Origin of the sequence: Nonomuraea sp. NPDC050643 (assembly GCF_040654715.1) — a bacterium.
Taxonomy (GTDB): domain Bacteria; phylum Actinomycetota; class Actinomycetes; order Streptosporangiales; family Streptosporangiaceae; genus Nonomuraea.
In genome coordinates, this window is record NZ_JBFAIM010000051.1 from 79,374 (window position 1) to 97,832 (window position 18,459).

17 protein-coding genes are annotated in these 18,459 nt (G+C 73.0%); 7 read left to right on the plus strand and 10 right to left on the minus strand.

Annotated elements, in window-relative coordinates; all coding sequences use genetic code 11:
- Positions 1–11: 11 nt before the first annotated feature.
- The 5 genes from AB0I15_RS46000 to AB0I15_RS46020 form a co-directional block, all read right to left on the minus strand.
- Positions 12–776: a hypothetical protein gene (locus tag AB0I15_RS46000; RefSeq protein ID WP_358111383.1), complete on the minus strand. Its 765-nt coding sequence runs from the start codon at positions 774–776 to the stop codon at positions 12–14.
- Positions 752–1,750 (minus strand): DUF692 family multinuclear iron-containing protein, encoded by a 999-nt coding sequence (locus AB0I15_RS46005; RefSeq protein ID WP_358111386.1) that lies wholly within the window; start codon positions 1,748–1,750, stop codon positions 752–754. Before AB0I15_RS46005 ends, AB0I15_RS46000 begins: the two co-directional genes overlap by 25 nt.
- The gene (locus AB0I15_RS46010) at positions 1,747–3,690 is read right to left on the minus strand and encodes a B12-binding domain-containing radical SAM protein (RefSeq protein WP_358111388.1); all 1,944 of its coding nucleotides are present in this window, start codon (positions 3,688–3,690) and stop codon (positions 1,747–1,749) included. Before AB0I15_RS46010 ends, AB0I15_RS46005 begins: the two co-directional genes overlap by 4 nt.
- Positions 3,691–3,698: 8 nt before the next feature.
- A complete protein-coding gene (locus tag AB0I15_RS46015; protein WP_358111391.1) occupies positions 3,699–3,845 on the minus strand; it encodes a hypothetical protein in 147 nt (48 codons plus the stop codon).
- A 193-nt stretch (positions 3,846–4,038) separates the two neighbouring features.
- The gene (locus AB0I15_RS46020) at positions 4,039–4,941 is read right to left on the minus strand and encodes a CHRD domain-containing protein (protein WP_358111394.1); all 903 of its coding nucleotides are present in this window, start codon (positions 4,939–4,941) and stop codon (positions 4,039–4,041) included.
- Between the two features lie 263 nt (positions 4,942–5,204).
- Between AB0I15_RS46020 and AB0I15_RS46025 the strand changes: the two genes are divergently transcribed.
- From AB0I15_RS46025 to AB0I15_RS46035, 3 genes are all read left to right on the plus strand, one after another.
- The gene (locus tag AB0I15_RS46025) at positions 5,205–5,912 is read left to right on the plus strand and encodes a ThuA domain-containing protein (RefSeq protein ID WP_358111397.1); all 708 of its coding nucleotides are present in this window, start codon (positions 5,205–5,207) and stop codon (positions 5,910–5,912) included.
- The gene (locus tag AB0I15_RS46030; RefSeq protein WP_358111400.1) at positions 5,897–6,979 is read left to right on the plus strand and encodes a Gfo/Idh/MocA family oxidoreductase; all 1,083 of its coding nucleotides are present in this window, start codon (positions 5,897–5,899) and stop codon (positions 6,977–6,979) included. The genes AB0I15_RS46025 and AB0I15_RS46030 overlap by 16 nt, the downstream gene beginning before the upstream one ends.
- A gap of 191 nt (positions 6,980–7,170) precedes the next feature.
- On the plus strand, positions 7,171–8,331 hold the full coding sequence (locus tag AB0I15_RS46035) for a phospholipase D-like domain-containing protein (RefSeq protein ID WP_358111403.1): 1,161 nt from the start codon (positions 7,171–7,173) through the stop codon (positions 8,329–8,331).
- Positions 8,332–8,340: 9 nt separating this feature from the next.
- Here the strand turns inward: AB0I15_RS46035 and AB0I15_RS46040 are convergent, their stop codons facing one another.
- Both AB0I15_RS46040 and AB0I15_RS46045 read right to left on the minus strand, forming a co-directional pair.
- A complete protein-coding gene (locus AB0I15_RS46040) occupies positions 8,341–9,435 on the minus strand; it encodes a hypothetical protein (protein WP_358111406.1) in 1,095 nt (364 codons plus the stop codon).
- Between the two features lie 127 nt (positions 9,436–9,562).
- Positions 9,563–10,330: an alpha/beta hydrolase gene (locus AB0I15_RS46045; RefSeq protein ID WP_358111409.1), complete on the minus strand. Its 768-nt coding sequence runs from the start codon at positions 10,328–10,330 to the stop codon at positions 9,563–9,565.
- 157 nt (positions 10,331–10,487) lie between these two features.
- Here AB0I15_RS46045 and AB0I15_RS46050 point away from each other — a divergent pair, with 157 nt between their 5' ends.
- Together AB0I15_RS46050 and AB0I15_RS46055 are read left to right on the plus strand one after the other, a co-directional pair.
- A complete protein-coding gene (locus AB0I15_RS46050) occupies positions 10,488–12,032 on the plus strand; it encodes a long-chain-fatty-acid--CoA ligase (protein ID WP_358111412.1) in 1,545 nt (514 codons plus the stop codon).
- A gap of 66 nt (positions 12,033–12,098) precedes the next feature.
- On the plus strand, positions 12,099–13,490 hold the full coding sequence (locus AB0I15_RS46055; RefSeq protein WP_358111416.1) for an amino acid permease: 1,392 nt from the start codon (positions 12,099–12,101) through the stop codon (positions 13,488–13,490).
- On the opposite strand, the gene AB0I15_RS46060 is transcribed toward AB0I15_RS46055, so the two are convergent.
- Entirely contained in the window at positions 13,487–14,860 is a 1,374-nt protein-coding gene (locus tag AB0I15_RS46060) for a pyridoxal-dependent decarboxylase (protein ID WP_358111419.1), read from the minus strand. The two genes, AB0I15_RS46055 and AB0I15_RS46060, sit on opposite strands and share 4 nt — an antisense overlap.
- Before the next feature lie 34 nt (positions 14,861–14,894).
- A complete protein-coding gene (locus AB0I15_RS46065) occupies positions 14,895–15,821 on the minus strand; it encodes an AraC family transcriptional regulator (RefSeq protein ID WP_358111422.1) in 927 nt (308 codons plus the stop codon).
- Between the two features lie 81 nt (positions 15,822–15,902).
- On the opposite strand from AB0I15_RS46065, the gene AB0I15_RS46070 reads away from it, so the two are divergent.
- Both AB0I15_RS46070 and sigJ read left to right on the plus strand, forming a co-directional pair.
- Entirely contained in the window at positions 15,903–16,745 is an 843-nt protein-coding gene (locus AB0I15_RS46070) for an NAD(P)H-binding protein (RefSeq protein WP_358111425.1), read from the plus strand.
- A 111-nt stretch (positions 16,746–16,856) separates the two neighbouring features.
- Entirely contained in the window at positions 16,857–17,744 is an 888-nt protein-coding gene (sigJ, locus tag AB0I15_RS46075) for an RNA polymerase sigma factor SigJ (RefSeq protein WP_358111428.1), read from the plus strand.
- 42 nt (positions 17,745–17,786) lie between these two features.
- On the opposite strand, the gene AB0I15_RS46080 is transcribed toward sigJ, so the two are convergent.
- Positions 17,787–18,365, minus strand: coding sequence for an XRE family transcriptional regulator (locus AB0I15_RS46080; protein WP_358111431.1), 579 nt, complete (start codon positions 18,363–18,365; stop codon positions 17,787–17,789).
- Positions 18,366–18,459 lie beyond the last annotated feature (94 nt).

The following is an 18,459-nucleotide window of genomic DNA, read 5'->3' on the forward strand; positions in this document are numbered from 1 at the left end:
CATCTCCAGGTTCACCACAGGCCGCGCCGCGACAGCGCCTCACGCGCGGCCCGGCTGTCGGCCGACGGCGTGGCCGCGAACGCCGCGGCCACCCGCTCGGACACCACGCCGCGGGTGACCCCCGCGGGCGTGGCGAAGTACGCGTACGGCACCGGCCCGCCGCCCGCCGCGCTCTCCCCCCAGGAGGCGAGGGCCTCCGGGGCGTACCGGCGCAGCCCGGCGTGGCCCCGGCCGGTCTCGACGATGCCTCCGCTCTCGATGACGAACGACAGCGGCTGCTCGCAGGCCAGCGCCGTGAACAGGGCCACCATCAGCTCATGGGTCACGGTCTCCCGCAGGAACGCGACGTCGCCGGGCCGCGTCCCGGCCAGGTCCAGCAGGAACCCGGCGAACGCCTCCTCCACCGACACCCCCGCCCCCGCGTACGGGACCAGCCGGAACCTGCCGAACCGCGGCGAGGCCAGGAAGCCGTCGAGCAGCTCCGCGTCGCCCACACCGGCCGCCGCGAACAGGCGCAGGCTGTGCGGGAACGCGGTCGCGAGGCTGCCGCCCGTGCCGAGCCGCCAGATGGTCGAGCGGAACCGGCGCGCGGCGGCGTCGAGCTCCTCCAGGTCGATCGTGTCCAGGCACTCCAGCTCGCCCTCGTCCGCGGCCACCGCGGCGGCGCCCTCGGCGGCCAGGCGCTCGCGCAGCCCGCCGTCGAGCAGCAGCCGCATGATCAGCTCGGTGAGCCGCTCACCGTCGAGGGCCGTCATGGGTTCGTCCCGTCGCGCCACGCGCCGGCCAGCTCCTTGAGGCGGCCGTAGTTGCGCCGCGACTTCTCCACGAGACTGCCGTCGTCGCGGTACATCGGGTCCTCGTAGGTGACGCCGAGCAGGTTCGGGCAGCGCGGCAGCAGGTACGCGGTGAGGTCGAGCTGCTCGTCCAGCAGGACCCCGTGATGCAGGTCGCGGAACTTGCCGCCGACGATCTGGCACCCCGACAGGTGCAGCTCCCGGCAGCGCTCCAGCGGCAGCGCCTCGATGTCGTCGAACATGTGCCGCCCGGTGCGCCCGCGCAGCCACTGATAGCTGAGCAGGTGTCCCACGTCGAGCGTCACCAGCACGTCGGCGTCATCGGCCAGCCGCCGGAAGTACGCGAACGCGTCGAGGCCGCCGAGCACGAACGAGCCGCCCTCGGTGAACCCGGGGAACTCCACGTGCAGCGGCAGCTCCAGGAGCCGGGCCGTCTCGGCCGCGTTCCTGGTGGCGATCTCCAGGCCCGGCTCGGTCAGCGGCGGCGGCAGCGGGTAGGGCAGCGGGCAGCCGCGCAGGTTCCAGATGCCGAGGTCCTCCACGACCCAGCGGAACCCGTAGCGGGCGGCCAGCTCGTTGGTGAACTCGGCAGCGGGGCGGCGGTCGTAGCGCTCCGGGGTGCCCATGTTGAACTCGGTCTGGTGGAAGGCCCGGCCGAGCCCGGCGGGCAGCGCCTCGAAGAAGCGGTCGTAGGCGCGGACGTAGTCGGCGGCGCGCGGGAGCGCGCGGGAGCGCGGCTGGTAGGCGAAGGCCGCGTACGCGAAGTCGGCGCCGTGGCGGGCGGCGAAGGCGCGCACGCGGGGCGTGATGTCACCGCCGTCGTCCGTCTCCACGAACCCGACGCCGCGCCGGCCCAGCGAGCCCCCGCCCCACGGCATGTCCATGAGCAGCCCGAACCCCATCCGGGTGCCGTCCGCGGCGGCCTGCTCGCTCCTCGTGGTGGTCTGGGACGTCATGTCGGCCTCCTGGCAGGTTCGCGGTGCTCGGTGCCCGCCGTCGCCTCGACGAGACGGGCCAGCAGCCGCCGCCCGCGGGCGGTGCGGGCGTGGAGCACGCCGTCGTCACGCTGTTCGACGTCGTGGCGCGGAAGGGCGTAGAAGCGTTCCCAGACCAGGTCGGCGAGCAGGATCCGGTCGTCGTCGTCCGGGGGCGCGGGGCGTACCCAGGGGTGGGGCCGGACGGCGGCGACGGGCACGGCTCGTACGGCGTGGCGGGGCAGGATCGCGGTCGCCTGGCCCGGCCGCACCGTGTGGAAGACGCGTACCAGCCGCTCGAGGGCCTCGGCGCGGGTGGGGCCGCCGGGCACGGTGAGGGGCCGGCCGACCCGCCCGGACAGGTAGCTGAGCTCGGGATTGCCCTCCAGGGCGCCCGAGGCGTCGAGGGAGAGGCCGAAGCCGCCGGGGTCGAGCGCGAGCCTGCTGCCCGGCTCGGGCACCATGAGCTCCAGCGCGTCGATGCCGATGCGCTCCTGGTTCGCCTCCAGGAAGCGCAGGGACTCCTCGAACTCGGCGGGCGTCTCGTCGAAGACGTGGCCCATCACCGAGAACCGCAGCACGATGCCGGCCGCGGCGACGTTCTCGACGATCCGCTGGTAGTCGGCCGCCCGCACGCCTCTGTCCATCCGGTCGAGCAGCCGCTGCGAGGTGCCCTCGTAGCCGACCGACATCAGTTCGCAGCCGGCCTCGGCCAGGCTCCGGCAGAACGCGGGGTCGGCCAGGGTCGCGTCCAGTCTGCTGCGCACGCCGAAGCCCACCGTGACGCCGCGCGCGCGGACTTCGCGCATGGCCTTGAGGACCAGCCGCAGGTTGGTGTTCTCGTCGGAGACGGCCACGAAGGCGGCGCCGGTGTCGCGGACCACCCGCTGCACGGCGTCGGCGATCTGGCGCACCGTGCCCTGCTGGTAGGCGCCGGGGGCCAGGGAGCGGTTGCCGTACGAGCAGAACGCGCACCGCCCCCAGTAGCAGCCGACGCACGAGATGATCGCGACCTCCATGGTCTCGTTCAGGTAGGAGCGGACCGGCAGCCCGGCGTAGTCGGGCGGGCCGAGCTCGTGGAAACGCAGCGTGAGCGGCCGTTCGGAGCGGCGGCCCGACGGCAGCCACACCATGCCGGGCACCTCGTCCTCGGCGGCGGCGCCGTCGAGGACGTCGAGCCAGCGTTCGAGCGGCTGCTCACCGGCGGTGGGGCAGAGCGCGTCCACCGCGGCCAGGACGCCGGGCAGCCGCGCGAGGTCCTCGTGCCTGAGCATCACCTGCTGGCCGCCCAGGCAGATCTTGGCCTCCGGCCGCAGCCGCCTGACCCAGGCGGCGATGAGCAGGGCGGGGGCGAGCTGGCTGAAGAACGCCACCGACAGGCCCACCACCCGCGGGCGGTGCCGGGCCAGCAGCGTCTCGACCATGTGGTGGAGCCGCTCGACCTGCCTGCCCGACGCGGCGGGCGGCGCCAGGGCGGCCCGTCGTGCCGCGTCGTCGAGCTGGGGCAGGTCCCGCCAGGCGCGGGTCAGGAACGAGTCGCGTACGAGCAGCTCGATCGCGTGGTGGGCGAGGCGGACCGCCCGCGCGGGGCCCAGCTCACCCGCCGGCTCCTTGCGCAGGACGTGGGCCCGCAGCTCGCCGAGATGCCGGGCGACGGCCTCGGCCATCGCCCGCCGGTACCAGGCGCCCGCCCCGGCCTCCGGCCCTTCGCGCGCCGCCTCATTCAGCAGTTCCGGATGCCGTAGCAGGTCGTGCAGCAGGGCGATGTTCAGGTCGGCCTGGTGCACGCGCCGCCCAAGCCCGCGCAGGTGACCGGTGAGGTAGGGCAGGCTCAGATAGGGAAAGAACCTGGCCTCGGTCTGGGGCGGGAAGACCAGCAGGACGTCGGCGCCCTGACCGTCGGACTCCTGCCCGGGCGGCACGGTGAGCGTCAGCCTTTGGCGGGCAGGTCGCCGGTGTCCTCCGCCGCCTTGTAGGTGTAGGAGTGGTAGGACCCGCTGAGCTTGAGCTCGCTTGATTCGATCACTTCGAGCTGGTCCAGCTCGGTGAATTCGTCAGTGATTCTCTCGGGTTGCACCGCGGCCACGGTCCCTCCTCAGACGATCTGCCGGTGGTTAAAGGCGGCCCCGGCAGCCGGGATCACGCCTTTTCATGACGCGCACCACGATAGCCACGTCATTCTTACCGTCAAGGGCCACTAAGAATGGCCGATATAAATGCCTTTTCCGGCCCTGTTTCAGACACCCGAAACAAGACCGGAAAAGGAGAGGTCACCAACCGCCCTTGTGCAACTGCCCGCGAACGGCGCCGCCGGGGAACTCGGCGGTGTGCAGGTTCGTGTACCACCCCTTGGGATTGCCCTTGATGCCCTTGGCCACCTTCGCGCTCGCCGTCCCGCTGCCCGCGATGCCGTCGATCCCGGCGGGCAGACCCTTCGCGGCGGCGAAGAAGTCGACCACGACCGGGCCGTTCTTGCCCTTCACGCCTCGGTGGATGTGGCCGTTCATCGGGGCGGCGATCCGCTTCCAGGCGGTGGCGAAGTGCACGCGGGTGCCCTTCACCCACACCAGCCAGGCGGCCCGCCCGTCCCGGTCGCCGACCTTGGTGCCCGGCGCCGGCACCTCCTGGCGTCCGTCGGCCAGCGCGGTCAGCGTGGTGCCCGAGCCGTACGCCAGGACCGACTCGAGCGCGACGGGGCGGATCCGGTGCAACTGGGCCCGTACGGCGCCGCCGGGGAACTCGCCGTTGTGCAGGTTGGCGTACCACCGCTTGGGGGCGTTCCTGATCCGGGCGAGCAGGGCGGCGTCCTTCACCGTGACCGTGCCCTTGACCGCGCTGAGCCCGGCGGGCAGGGCCGCGCCGAAGAACGGGATCTTGACGTCGCCGTTCTTGCCCGCCACGCCCTGGTGGATGTGGAACGCGGTCGGCGCGGCCACCTTGCTCCAGCGGATCGCGTAGTCCACCTGCCGCCCCTGAATCCGGAACACGGCGACGGCGCCGCCGTTCTTGTCTCCGACTTTCATGCCGGGGGCCGGCACTTCGTTCTCGCCCTGGAGCGTGGCCGCGAAATACGCGGGGGCGGTGCTCGCGTTCGCCGCGACCGGGCTGAGGGAGGCGGCGATCATCGCCGTGGCGATCGCGAGGCCGGGAACGGTGAGGATGCGCTTCGACATGATTGAACCTTTCATCTTTTTTGGTGGACGCCCGGTTGTACGGGCCTCCTCCCGCGCCGAGTTCAATCGCCGAATGTGGACTAATGCACAATTGATTTTCGCCATTCGCGTCATCCGCGGGCGAGGGCCGGACGTACCTCGCGCGGCCGCCGCACACCAGGTGGGCACCTCCGTGAAAGCCGTGGCGGGCGAGTAGGCATGATGGACGGGAGCCGCCGTCCCGGCGGAGGCTCGATGGGTCCCCCCGAGCGATAGGCGAATGCATGGCAGGCGAACACACGCGTACGGCCCTCGTGGTGCGGGGCGGCTGGGAAGGCCACGTCCCGGTGGCGGCCACCGACCTCTTCGTGCCCTTCCTCGAGAAGAACGGCTACGAGGTGCGGACGGCCGACAGCCCCGAACCGTACGCCGACCCCGCGTTCATGTCCGAAGTCGATCTCGTCGTGCAGTGCTACACCATGGGCGCCATCGAGCCTGCCCAGCTCACCGGCCTGCGGGCGGCGATCGAGGCGGGCACCGGGATGGCCGGCTGGCACGGCGGCATCGCCGACTCCTTCCGCAACTCCTCCGACTATCTGCACCTCATCGGCGGCCAGTTCGCCTGCCACCCCGGCAAGCACCCGGACGACGAGACGGCGGGCACGCAGGAGCACAACTTCGTCCCGTACACGGTGAACATGCTGCCCGAGGCGGCCGGGCATCCCATCACCGAGGGCATCGGCGACTTCGACCTCGTCACCGAGCAGTATTGGGTGCTGACCGACGACTACATCGACGTGCTGGCGACCACGACGCAGAAGGTGCGCCCGTGGGACCCCTGGCACCGGGAGGTCACCTCACCGGCCATCTGGACCCGGAGCTGGGGCGCCGGGAAGATCTTCGTCGCGACGCCGGGGCACAGCCTCGACGTGCTGCGGAACGACAGCGTGCGCACCATCATCGAAAGGGGACTGTTGTGGGCCAGCCGGTGAACGTCGGCATCGTGGGCTGTGGCGCCATCTCGGCGCAATATCTGCGCACCATCGAGCGGCTGCCCCAGGTGCGGCTGGTGGCGGTGGCGGACCTTGACCTTGAGCGGGCGCGGGAGGCGGTGCTGCCCTACCCGGAGGTCGAGGTGCTGGGCGTGGCGGAGCTGATGGCCGATCCGCGGATCGGCGTCGTGCTCAACCTGACGATCCCGGCCGCGCACGCCGAGATCGCCCTGCTGGCCGTCGCGGCGGGAAAGGACGTCTACTGCGAGAAGCCGCTGGCCGCGACCTCCGAGGAGGCCCGGCGCGTGCTGCGGGCGGCCGAGGAGGCGGGGGTGCGCGTCGGGTGCGCCCCGGACACCGTCCTCGGCACCGGCACGCAGACCGCCCGCGTGGCCATCGACGACGGTCTCATCGGCCGGCCGGTGGCCGCCACGGCCACGATGATGACGCCCGGCCATGAGCGCTGGCATCCGAACCCGGACTTCTACTACGTGCCCGGCGGCGGCCCGCTCCTGGACATGGGCCCCTACTACATCACGAGCCTGGTGACGATGCTCGGCCCGGTGGCCTCGGTCATCGGCGCGGCCGGCCGCACCCGGTCCAAGCGCACGATCGGGTCGGGCCCGCGCCAGGGCGAGGAGATCCCGGTCACCGTCGACACCCACGTCACCGGCGTGCTCGTGCACGCGTCGGGCGCGCTGTCCACGCTGGTGATGAGCTTCGACGCGGCGGCCACCCAGGCGCCCAGGATCGAGGTGCACGGCGAGCAGGGCTCGCTCGTCGTCCCCGACCCGAACCACTTCGACGGGCCCGTGCTGCTGTCGGGCGTGGGCGACGAGGGCTGGCGGACGCTGCCGGAGTCCGCCGGTTACGCCGGGGCCGGGCGCGGCGTCGGCCTGCTGGACTTCGCCGCCACCGGCGAGCCGCGGGCGGGCGGGACGCTGGCCTTCCACGTGCTCGACATCATGGAGTCGCTGCTCGCCTCGGCTCACTCCGGCAGGGCGGTGACCGTCGAGAGCACCTGCGAGCGGCCCAGGCCCGTCGCGCTGGAGACGGCGGGCGGGTAACGGCCGGGGGACCCCGGGCCGGCGCCGGCCCGGGGTCCCGTGCGCCGCGGGCGGCCGGGCGAGATGTTCGCGGTCCGTTCAGCGTGCCGCCGCCGGGGCGTCACCATGATCGTCCCAGTGGGCTCCACCCTCGGTATCGGACCAGGCCATAACGAAGATCGGGCCTGGCCGTAACGTACGAGGAGTCGTGCATGCCGAACAAGTCCCTGTCCGTGCTGACCGCGGGCGCCGCCCTGGCCGTCGTGCTCACCGGCACCGGTACGGCCACTGCCGAGACCTCCACCTGCGCCGACGCCCCCACCGGAAGCGTCGAGACCGGCGCGGTGTTCAGCGAGCCGGTGGGCGGCGACCCGGCCGCCATCGTGCGCACGCTCTGCGGCCTGGTGAGGCGGACGCCCTCGGGGGAGACCATCCAGGTCGCGCACTTCGTCATGTCGGGCACGGCCGGCTCCGAGTTCGCCGCCGAACTGCTCAAGGCGCACCAGCGCGGCGTGAACGTCCGCGTGATCCTCGACGGAGACCAGCGCGGCTCGGCCGTCGCCGCCCAGCTCGCGGCCGGGCTGGGCACCGACGTCGCGGGCGGCTCCTGGACGCACGTCTGCACCGGGCCCATGTCGGGCGGCACGGCGGCCTGCATCGGCGACAAGGGCCAGCACAACAAGTTCTACCTGTTCTCGCGGGCCGGCCGGGCCTCCGACGTCGTCGTGCAGTCCTCGGCCAACCTCACCGACCTGAACTCCACCACCTACTGGAACAACGCCGTCGTCCTCACCGGCGACCGCCGCCTGTACGCCGCCTACGACGCGTACTTCGCCGACCTCGCGGCCGAGCGCAAGAACCTGGACTACTACCGCGTCGTCCAGACCCGCCAGGCGCGGGCGCACTTCTTCCCCAAGGCGAGCGGCGACCCCGTCACCGACCACCTCGCCAAGGTCTCCTGCCGGGGCGGACGCACGACGATCAGGGTCGGCATGTCCGAATGGGACGCCTACCGCGTCGCCATCGCCGAGCGGCTGCGCGACCTGGCGGGCGGCGGCTGCCGGGTCCAGATCGTCTACGGGATCATGGACGACGCCGTGAAGACCGTCCTGGCGGCGCAGCCGCGGGTCGAGCTGCGCACCCTGGGGAGCGGCGGTGCGCTGCCCGGCCGCATCCACTCCAAGTACCTGCTCGTCGAGGGCTCCTACGACGGCGAGCGCGACGCGCGCTGGGTGTTCACCGGCAGCCACAACTACAACGAGACCTCCCTGCGCCGCAACGACGAGACGCTGCTGAAGCTCGGCGACAGGAGCCTCTACCGGCAGTACGTGGCCAACTTCGACCGGATGCGCGCCGCGGCCGTCACCCCGTAGGAGCGCCGGTCAGCGGACGCGGTCGAGGACGATCGCGGTGAGTCTGTCGGCGAGCGCGCAGGAGACGGGCGGCGCCCTGAGGCCGCCGTCCTCGCTCTCCTGTCCGTCCTCGCCGCCTTCGTCGTCGGGGCGCAGCTTCGCGCTGGACAGGCGGACGCTGACGTAGTGGGCGTCGTGGCGGCCCTCGCTGGGGGGCCGCAGCTCCACGGCGTTCCCGCAGGAGCGGGTCAGGCCCTGACCGCTCGTGCTGCGGACGGTGTAGAGGCCGTCGAAGGTGGTCTGGCGGCTCTCGACGCCCCCGCCCGGGGCGGTGGCGTGCCGGCGCGCGTCGAGGGCGTACCCCACGCTCACCGTCAGCCGCCGGCCCTCGGCCTGGTTCTCCAGCTCCAGCTCGCACCGGTACGGGCCCGCGTACCGCACCTCCTTGAGCAGGTACGCGCCTCCGACCGTGTGGACCAGCTCGTCCTCGCCCCCGCACGGGTCCTTGCCGAGCAGCCCCGCGGCGCGTCCCTGGCGCGCCGGCAGCTCCAGAGCCCTGCCGGCCACCTCGGCGAGGTACTCCTTGGCCGCCGCGCACCGCCGCGGCCACTCCTGGGTCTCCTGACCCCGCGGCGGTGTCATCAGCACGTCGAGAGCCAGGGCGCTGCCCTGCACCCCCTTGTAGGGGACCCTGTAGTGGCAGCTCCGGTGGCTGTCACGGTCGGCGGGGTCCTCCTCGCGGTAGATCGTCCGGCCGCCGAGCCGCTCCTTCCCGGCGTCCTCACCCGTGAACGAGGCGTGCAGGTCGAGCTTGAAGGCGTAGACGCTCCCGGCGGAGTCCGGACGGCCGATGAGCACCCGGCATTCGGCCAGGCCGGGCCCGCGTACGGTGAGCCGCTCGGGGCCGTACCTCTTCAGCGGGGCGTGGGGGACCAGGTCGCACGGGTCGGCCGCCCGTACGCGCGCGAAGTGGGTGCTGAGCGGGGTCGTCTGGGGGACGTCCGCGGGCTCCCGCGACCGGGCCGGAGCGGGGGAGGTGCTGCTCACCGGCGGCTCCGAACTCGCCGGACCGGCGTTGCCGAAGGCGCCGCAGCCGCTCAGCACGACCACCGAGACCACGACCACCGAAAGGCCTTTACTTCGATATTTCACAAAACTTCCATGCGTCCCGTCAAACATGATGGGACGTCACCTTACCGGCCGCATGATCAAGCCGGGGGACATCGCGTCCCGGCGTGCGCGCGGGCGGCCGTCACCAGCCCCGGCCGCGCAGGAAGGCGGCGCAGAGCCGGGTCCACCCCCCGGGCACGGGGTCCGACTCGGCCAGCCCGAGCCCGTGCCTGCCGCTCGGAAAGACGTGGACCTCCTGCGGGATCCCGTGCAGGGCCAGCGCCTGCGACACCCGCAGCGTGTTCTCGACGGGCACCGCCAGGTCGTCGGCGGTGTGCCACAGGAACATCGGCGGCGTCGCGGCGCCGACCCGGCCGGCCAGCGACAACCCGGACCGCGCGGACCCGGGCGCGTCCGGCCCGAGCAGGTTGTCGGCCGAGCCCCGGTGCGCGGCCGGCCCGGTGAGCTCCGTCACGGCGTAGCACAGCACGGCGAGCCCGGGACGGGGATCTTCGGCGTCCACCGCGTCGTGCGGGCCCTCCGGCAGCATGGCTCCCGTCTCCGTGGCGAGCAGCCCCGCCAGATGACCGCCCGCCGAGAACCCGAGCACGCCCACGCGGGCCGGATCCACCCCGTGCGCCGCCGCGTGATGGCGGACCCAGCGCACCGCCCTGGCGGCGTCGAGCAGCGGCAGCGGATGGCGGTACGGCGCGATCCGGTAGCGCACGACGAAGGCCGCGACGCCGAGCGAGTTGAGCCACCGCGCCACCGGAGCGCCCTCATGGTCGGCGAGATGCTCGTAGGCCCCGCCGGGGAACACCACGACCGCCGGGCCGGGACGATCGCGCTCCACGGGGAAGGCGGTGACGCTCGCCTCGCAGGTCGCCGGCCACAGGGGATGCTCGCTCATGCCACGCCTTTCCGGGTTCCGGGTCGCTCGACGACGGATGCTAGCGAGCCCGCACCCTGGCGAGATCCCCGGGTGGCCCCCTCGTCCCCCGGATGCCGTGGCGGGCCTCCGCGTGCGATGATCCGGAATGGAGCCCAGCACCAGTGCGGGAGGGACGATGACCGGGCTGTCGTTCGAGCCGCTGACCCCCACGAGCTTCCTCGAACGCGCGGCGACCGTGTTCGCGCACCGCCTCGCCGTCGTGGACGGCGAGCTCACCCTCACCTACGCCGCCTTATGGGAGCGGGCCCGCCGCCTGGCCGGCGCGCTGGCCGGGTCGGGCGTGCGGCCCGGGGACCGGGTGGCGGTGCTGGCCCCCAACGGCCACCTGCTGCTGGAGGCCACCTTCGGGGTCCCGGCGGCCGGCGCGGTCATGGTGCCGATGAACATCCGGCTGTCGCCCGCCGAACTGGCCTACATCATCGACCACGCCGAGGTGTCCGTCCTCCTGCACGACGACGAGCTGACCGAGCTCGCCCGCGACGCCGCCGGGTCGAGCGTGTCGCGGCCCCGGCTGGTGCCCTCCGGCGCCTACGAGGAGCTGCTGGCCTCGGCCGACCCCCTCCTCGTCCGCGTCCGCGACGAACTGACGCCCCTGTCCATCAACTACACCAGCGGCACGACCGGCCGCCCCAAGGGCGTCGTCTACCACCACCGCGGCGCCTACCTGCAGTCCCTGGCCATGGCCCTGCACACCCGCCTGGAGGCGGGCAGCGGTTACCTGTGGACGCTGCCCATGTTCCACTGCCACGGCTGGTGCTTCCCGTGGGCCGTGACGCTGGCCGGCGCCCGGCACGTGTGCCTGCGCCGGGTCGAGCCGGGCGAGGCCTGGCGGCTGATCCGCGCGCACCGGATCACCCACCTCTGCGGCGCCCCGACCGTGCTCACCTCCCTGCTGGCCCACCAGGACGCCCCCGACAAGGCCCTCGACCCGCGACTGCTCGCCTGCGTCGGCGGCGCGCCGCCCAGCCCCGCCCTCCTCGGGCGGGCCCTGCAGGCCGGCATCGACGTCGTCCACCTGTACGGCCTCACCGAGACCTACGGCCCCGCCGTGATCTGCCAGCCGCAGCCCGAGTGGGCGGACCTGGGCGTGGAGGAGTCGGCCGCCCTCACCGCGCGGCAGGGGGTGGGCAACGTGATCGCCCAGCGCGTCCGGGTCGTCGGCGAGGACGGCGGCGACGTGCCGGCCGACGCCACCACGATCGGCGAGATCGCGGTACGCGGCAACGACGTGATGGCCGGCTACCACCGCGATCCGGAGGCCACGGCCAAGGCCGCGCCCGGGGGCTGGTTCCGTACCGGTGACCTGGGGGTGCTGCACCCCGACGGCTACGTGCAGATCACCGACAGGGCCAAGGACGTGATCATCTCCGGCGGCGAGAACATCGCCTCCGTCGAGGTGGAGAACGCGCTGATGAGCCATCCGGCCGTGCAGGAGGCCGCGGTCGTCGCGCGGCCGGACGCGCACTGGGGCGAGGTCCCCGTCGCCTACGTGAGCCTCGCCGCCGGCGCGGGCGCCACCGAGGCCGAGCTCATCGAGCACGTACGCGGCCGCCTCGCCCGCTTCAAGGCCCCCAAGGCCGTCGTCTTCGGAGAGCTGCCGAAGACCTCCACCGGCAAGATCCAGAAGAACGTGCTCAGGGAACGGGCAGCGAGCGCCTGAGCTTAGTGTTCGCCCAGGTGGGAAGGTCGTCAGCCAGGGGGGCGACCGATCGGCACAGGGGGCGTCATGGTCACTTCGCGAAGCGTTTTCCGGCGCAAACCGGTGGAGCAGATAGCCACCGAGCACGAGGGGGAGCTGACCCGGACGCTCGGGCTGTGGCAGCTCACCGCGATCGGCATCGGCGGCATCATCGGGGCGGGCATCTTCGCGCTGGCCGGCGCGGTCGCCAACAAGACCGCCGGGCCCGCGGTGCTCGTGTCGTTCCTCATCGCGGGCATCGCCAGCGCCGCCGCGGCCTTCTCCTACGCCGAGTTCGCCGGCCTGATCCCGAAGGCCGGCTCCGCCTACACCTACGGGTACGCCGTCCTCGGCGAGCTCGTCGGCTGGCTGATCGGCTGGGACCTGCTGCTGGAGTACACCGCCATCGTCGCGGTCGTGGCCATCGGCATCTCGGGCTACTTCGGCTTCCTCGTCGAGCAGCTCGGCGCGGGGCTGCCCGCCTGGATGCTCGGCGCGCCCGGCACCGGGCCGGGGCACGTGGTGGACCTGTTCGCGGTGATCCTGTGCCTGCTCATCGCCTTCCTGCTGAACCTCGGCATCCGCGCCGCGGCCAGGTTCGAGACGTTCGTGGTGGGCATCAAGATCGCCGTCGTGCTGCTGGTGGTCGTGGTCGGCTTCTTCCACATCAGCACCGCCAACTACACGCCGTTCTTCCCGTTCGGGATCGGCGGCGCGATCGCCGGGGCGGCCACCGTGTTCTTCGCCGTGTTCGGCTACGACGCCATGAGCACCGCCGCCGAGGAGTCACGCGACGCGCAGCGGCACATGCCGAAGGCGATCATCTACTCGCTGGCCATCTCCATGGTCCTGTACGTGCTGGCCACGCTCGTGCTCACCGGCATGCAGAACTACCGGGAGATCGACCCGGAGAGCGGCTTCTCCTCGGCGTTCGCCTCCGTGGGCCTGTCCGGGCTGGCCTCCGTGATCGCGGTGGGCGCCATCGTGGGCATCCTCACGGTCATGTTCACGTTCATGCTGGGCGTCACCCGCGTGTGGTTCTCGATGAGCCGCGACGGGCTGCTGCCGGGCTGGTTCGCCAAGCTGCACCCGGTACGCCGGGTGCCCACGCGCGTCACCTGGATCGTGGGCGTCGCCTCGGCGCTGATCGCCGGGTTCCTGCCCATCAGCGAGGCGGCCGAGCTGACCAACATCGGGATCCTGCTGGCGTTCGTGGTCGTGTGCGTGGCGGTGATCGTGCTGCGCTACCGGCAGCCCGACCTGCCGCGGACGTTCCGCACGCCGGGCATGCCGGTGGTGCCGGCCATCGGGGTGCTCTTCTCGATCTGGCTGATCACCTTCCTCGACCCGCTGACGTGGCTGCGCTTCGCCGTCTGGTTCCTGATCGGGCTGGTCGTCTACTTCGCGTACGGCCGCAGGCACTCGCTGCTGAACGGCTAGTCCGCCCCGATCGACACCTTCCCCCGGGCCTCGATCTCGTCCAGCAGGGCCTCCAGGGTGACGTCGTCCGTGGCCGGGGCCATCACGGTGACGCGGAGGTGGCGAACTCCGCCGAGCTCGGTGGAGGTCAGGTAGAACGCGCCGTCGGCCATCAGGCGCTCGCGCAGGGCGGCCTGGTCCGACGTGCCGTACCGGAAGCAGAGGATGTTGCTCTCCGGCTCGTACGGCAGCACGAACCCCTCCCGCCGCCCGGCCAGCTCCCACAGGCGGTGCGCGCTCTCGTACCGGCGGGCCACGTGCTCGCCCACGCCGCGCTCGCCCCGCCACGCCAGGTTGAGCAGGATCTTCAGGCCCAGCTCGCCCTTGGTGCACTCGAGGGTCCGCGACAGCAGGTCGAAGCCCTGGTCGCCGTAGAACAGATAGCTGGCCTCCTGCCGGAAGGCGTCGTCCAGCGCGTGTTCGTCGCGCACCAGGACGGCGGCGGCCAGAGAGGAGGTGCCCAGCATCTTGTGGGCGTCCCAGATCACGGAGTCGGCCAGGTCGACGCCGTCGAGGAGGTGCTTGTACGCGTCCGTGAGCAGGGCGGAGGCCCCGTGGGCGGCGTCCACGTGGAACCACACGCCCCGCTCCCGGCACCAGCCGCCGATCGCCCGCAGGTTGTCGTGCAGCCCGGTGCCGGTGGCACAGGCGGACGCCACCACAGCCATCACCCTTTTCCCCGAAATATCCGGTAAACGCCGGACATCCACCCGCCCCAGCCCGTCCGTCGCCAGCGGCACCACCGCCCGCGCACCGAGCCCCAGAATGGAGACCGCCCGCGCGATCGAGTAGTGGGCCGAGGGCGGCGCGAGCACCACGAGGTCCCCGGGCACCCCCTCCTCCCACGCCTCCGGCGCCGCCCGGGCCCGGGCCGCCAGCAGCGCCGTCAGGTTGGCCATGGAACCTCCGCCGGTCAGCACCCCGCCGCCGCGCGGGAAGCCGACCTTGGCCAGCATCCACCGCAGCACCTCGATCTCGACCGTGGTGGCGGGGGCGCCCATCTCGTACACGGCGGTGAGGTTGTTGGCCGCGCCGTGCACGAAGTCGGCCAGCGCGGCGGGGAAGTCGGGCGCGGCGTCCTGGTGGGCGAGGCAGGCGGGATGGTGCAACCGGGTGCCCTCCGCCAGGTAGGCCCGCAGGAAGTCCCGATAGCCGCGCGCCGTCAGCCCGCCCTCGGCGATCAGCCCGGCGATCCCCAGCCGCCCGGCCAGCTCTCCGGGCGGGCGGCGGCGGAGCACGGGCACCTCACCCCGCTGGCTCTCGGAGACGTACGCCGCCAGCTCCTCCACGGTGACCCCGGCGGCCTCGACGAACTCTTCGATGTTCCACATGACCGGATCATCGCCGATCGGGCCGAGGACGGGGTCAGGCCGAGGCCCGCCCGGAGCCTGCGCGGCGTTCGGTCGGGCTGACCCCGTAGATGCGCTTGAAGGCCACGCTGAGCGCGAACGCGTTGGCGTACCCGACCTGGCGGGCGATCGCCGCCACCGTGGCGTCCGTCTCCCGCAGCAGGTCGGCCGCCAGCGCGATGCGCCAGCCCGCCAGGTAGCGCATCGGCGGCTCGCCCACCCGCTCGGCGAAGCGGCGGGCGAAGGCGGCCCGGGACGTCGCCGTCTTGGCGGCCAGGCTCGTCACCGTCCACGGATGGGCCGGGGAGTCGTGCAGGAGCCGGAGCGCCTCGTCGACCGCCGGATCGCCCGTCGCGCGGTACCAGCCCGGCGCCCGCGCCCCCGGCCGGTCGAACCAGCTCCTGAGGGTGGCCGCCAGCAGCAGGTCGAGCAGCCGGTCGAGCACCACCTGCTGCCCCGGCACCTCCGTGGCCACCTCGCCTCCCAGCAGGTCGAGCAGCGGACGCCGGTCGCCGGCCACCACCAGGACCCGGGGGAGGGCGCGGAGCAGGCGCTCGCTCACGCCGTCGGCGTAGGCGCCGCCGAGCAGCAGGGCCGGCCCGTCGGGGCGCTCCCCGCAGGTGCGCGCCGCCAGCGTCCGGGCTCCGGGGGCGCAGAACCCGGCGGTGGTGACGACATGGCCGGGCGGCGTGGCGGGCCCGTCGGCGACCGTGAACGGAGCGGGCCCGCGGACGACCGCGACGTCACCCGCCCTGAGCCACAACGGCCCACTGTGATCGGGGGTGTCGCCGGGGAGCAGCCAGGCCTCGTCGCGCAGCATCACGACCAGCGTCAACGGGGCGTCCGTGGCGAACCGGAACGACCACGGCGGCTCCAGCACCGCCTGCCCGAACAGGGCGCCCCGGGCCTTCACCCCGTCCATGAGCTGGGCGAACACGTCCACTCCCACACCCTAGACGCTCGGACATCCGCGCGAGCCGCACGAACATGGCCGCCGCCCGGGGCGAGGCCGTTGACTGGACCCATGACTGATCATCCGATTCTGGTGGTAGGCGGCACGGGCAAGACCGGCGGGCGGGTCGCGGCCCGGCTGCGGGACCGAGGGGACACCGTCCGCGTGGGCTCGCGCTCCGGTGAGCGGCGTTTCGACTGGAACGACCGGAGCACGTGGGAGCACGCGCTCGAAGGGACGCGGGCGGTGTACGTGGTGCCGTTCGACGGCGCGGTCCTGACCCGGCCGTTCGTCGAGCGGGCCGAGGCGGCGGGCGTGGAACGGCTCGTGCTGCTGTCGGGGCGCGGCGTGGACGTGCCCGGGTACGCCGACCCGGACGCCCCGGCGGGCGCCACCCACATCGACGGCGAGAGCGCGGTACGGGCGAGCGCCCTGTCCTGGACGATCCTGCGCCCCGGCTGGTTCGCCCAGAACTTCAGCGAGGGCTTCTTCCGCGACGCGGTCCTGTCGGGCGAGCTCAGGCTGCCCGCGGGGGACGGCGCGGCCAGCTTCGTGGACGCCGACGACATCGCGGACGTCGCCGTCGCCGCCCTCACCGGGGACGGCCACGCCGGCCGGACGTACGAGCTGTCGGGCCCCCGCGCCCTGACCATCGCCGAGGCCGCCGCGGAGATCTCCGCCGCGACCGGCCGCCCGCTCAGGTACGTCCCCCTCTCCCCGGACGCCTTCGTGACCGAGCTGACCACCCAGGGGTGGCCCGAATCGGAGGCCAAGGAGTACGCGGACGTGATGGCGCCCATTCGGCTGGGCCTGGACGCCCACCTCTCCGACGGCGTCCGCCAGGCCCTGGGCCGCGCACCCCGCGACTTCACCGCCTTCGCCCGCACCGCCGCCACCTCGGGGGCGTGGGGATAGGGGCCAGGAGGGGCACGGCATCTCTCCCCCCGGTGCGCGGCCCCACGTCACATCGGGCGGCTTCGCAACGTCAATGCTGTGACGGACTGCGACGAACGACGTGGGGACCCGATGAACGAGCACGAATTCCTGGCCGGCCGGTTCGAGGCGCATCGCGGGCATCTGAGGGCGGTGGCGTACCGGATGCTGGGCTCGCTCAGTGAGGCGGAGGACGCCGTCCAGGAGGCCTGGCTGCGGCTGAGCCGGACCGACACCAGCGACGTGGAGAACCTGGGCGGCTGGCTGACCACCGTCGTCGGCCGGGTGTGCCTGGACATGCTGCGCTCCCGCAGCACCCGGCGCGAGGAGCCTCTGGAGGGGCGCCTGCCCGACCCGGTGGTCAGTCCTCCCAGCGGGCTCGACCCCGAGCAGGCCGCGCTGGTGGCCGACTCGGTGGGCCTGGCGCTGCTGGTGGTGCTGGAGTCGCTGACGCCGACCGAGCGGCTGGCGTTCGTGCTGCACGACATGTTCGGGGTGCCCTTCGAGGAGATCGCGCCGCTCGTGGGGCGCTCCCCGGCGACCGCCAGGCAGATCGCCAGCCGGGCGCGGCGGCGGGTACGCGGCGCCGCCCCGGTGCCCGACCCCGACCTGGGCCGGCAGCGGGAGGTCGTGGAGGCGTTCGTGGCCGCCGCGCACGAGGGCGACTTCGGCGCGCTGCTGGCCGTGCTCGACCCGGACGTGGTGCTCCGCGCGGACGTGGGGGCGCGGCTCGAGGGCGGCTGGACGGAGATCCACGGTGCGGTGAGCGTGGCCGGCCAGGCGCTGACGTTCCGCCGCTACTCGCCGTCCACCGCCCACCCGGCGCTGGTGAACGGCCTGGCCGGGATCGTCAACACGATTGGCGGGAACCCGGCGTCGGTCATGAGCTTCACGATCACGAACGGGCGCATCGTCATGATCGACATCCTCGCCGACCCGGATCGTCTGGCCCGGCTCGACCTCACCGCGCTCCGCGACTGACCGCCGCCCGGCCGGCCCCCGGCGGCCGGGCGCGGGCGGGGCCTATTTGGGCGTGGGGCGGGCCCTGACGTGCATGCGCTCGCCCTGCGGCCCGTGCAGGGCGAGGACCTCGGTCGGCTCGGCTCCCGGGTTGACGAAGGCGTGCGGTGTGCGGGTGTCGAACTCGGCCGCCTCGCCCGCCCCCAGGACCACCTCGTGCCGCCCGAGCAGCAGACGCAGCCGCCCCGACAGTACGTACAGCCATTCGTAGCCCTCGTGGACCTGCTGCTCCGGCTCGTAGCCCGGCCAGTGCGGCGGGTAGATCTGCTTGTACGCCTGCATGCCGCCCGGCCGCCGGCTCAGCGGGATGAACGTCATGCCGAAGCGCTTGACCTGCTTCAGATGCACCCGCGGGTCACCGGTCACCGGCGCGTCGATCAGCTCGTCGAGCTGCACCTGATGCGCCCTGGCCAGCAGCAGCAGGAGCTCCAGCGTCGGCCGCCGCCGGCCCGACTCCAGGCGGGACAGCGTGCTGACCGAGATGCCGGTGCTCTTGGACAACTGCGCCAGCGTCGTTCCGCGCTCCTGCCGCAGCTCCCGCAGCCGCGGGCCCACCGCCTGGAGCACCTCATCGAGATCCATGCCTCCCAGATTGCCATTTCAGCAATGAAATTTGTTATTTCGCCGCCCTGGCGCGGACAGTGGCGCATCGCCGGTTTTGGGGCCGGTCTGGAGA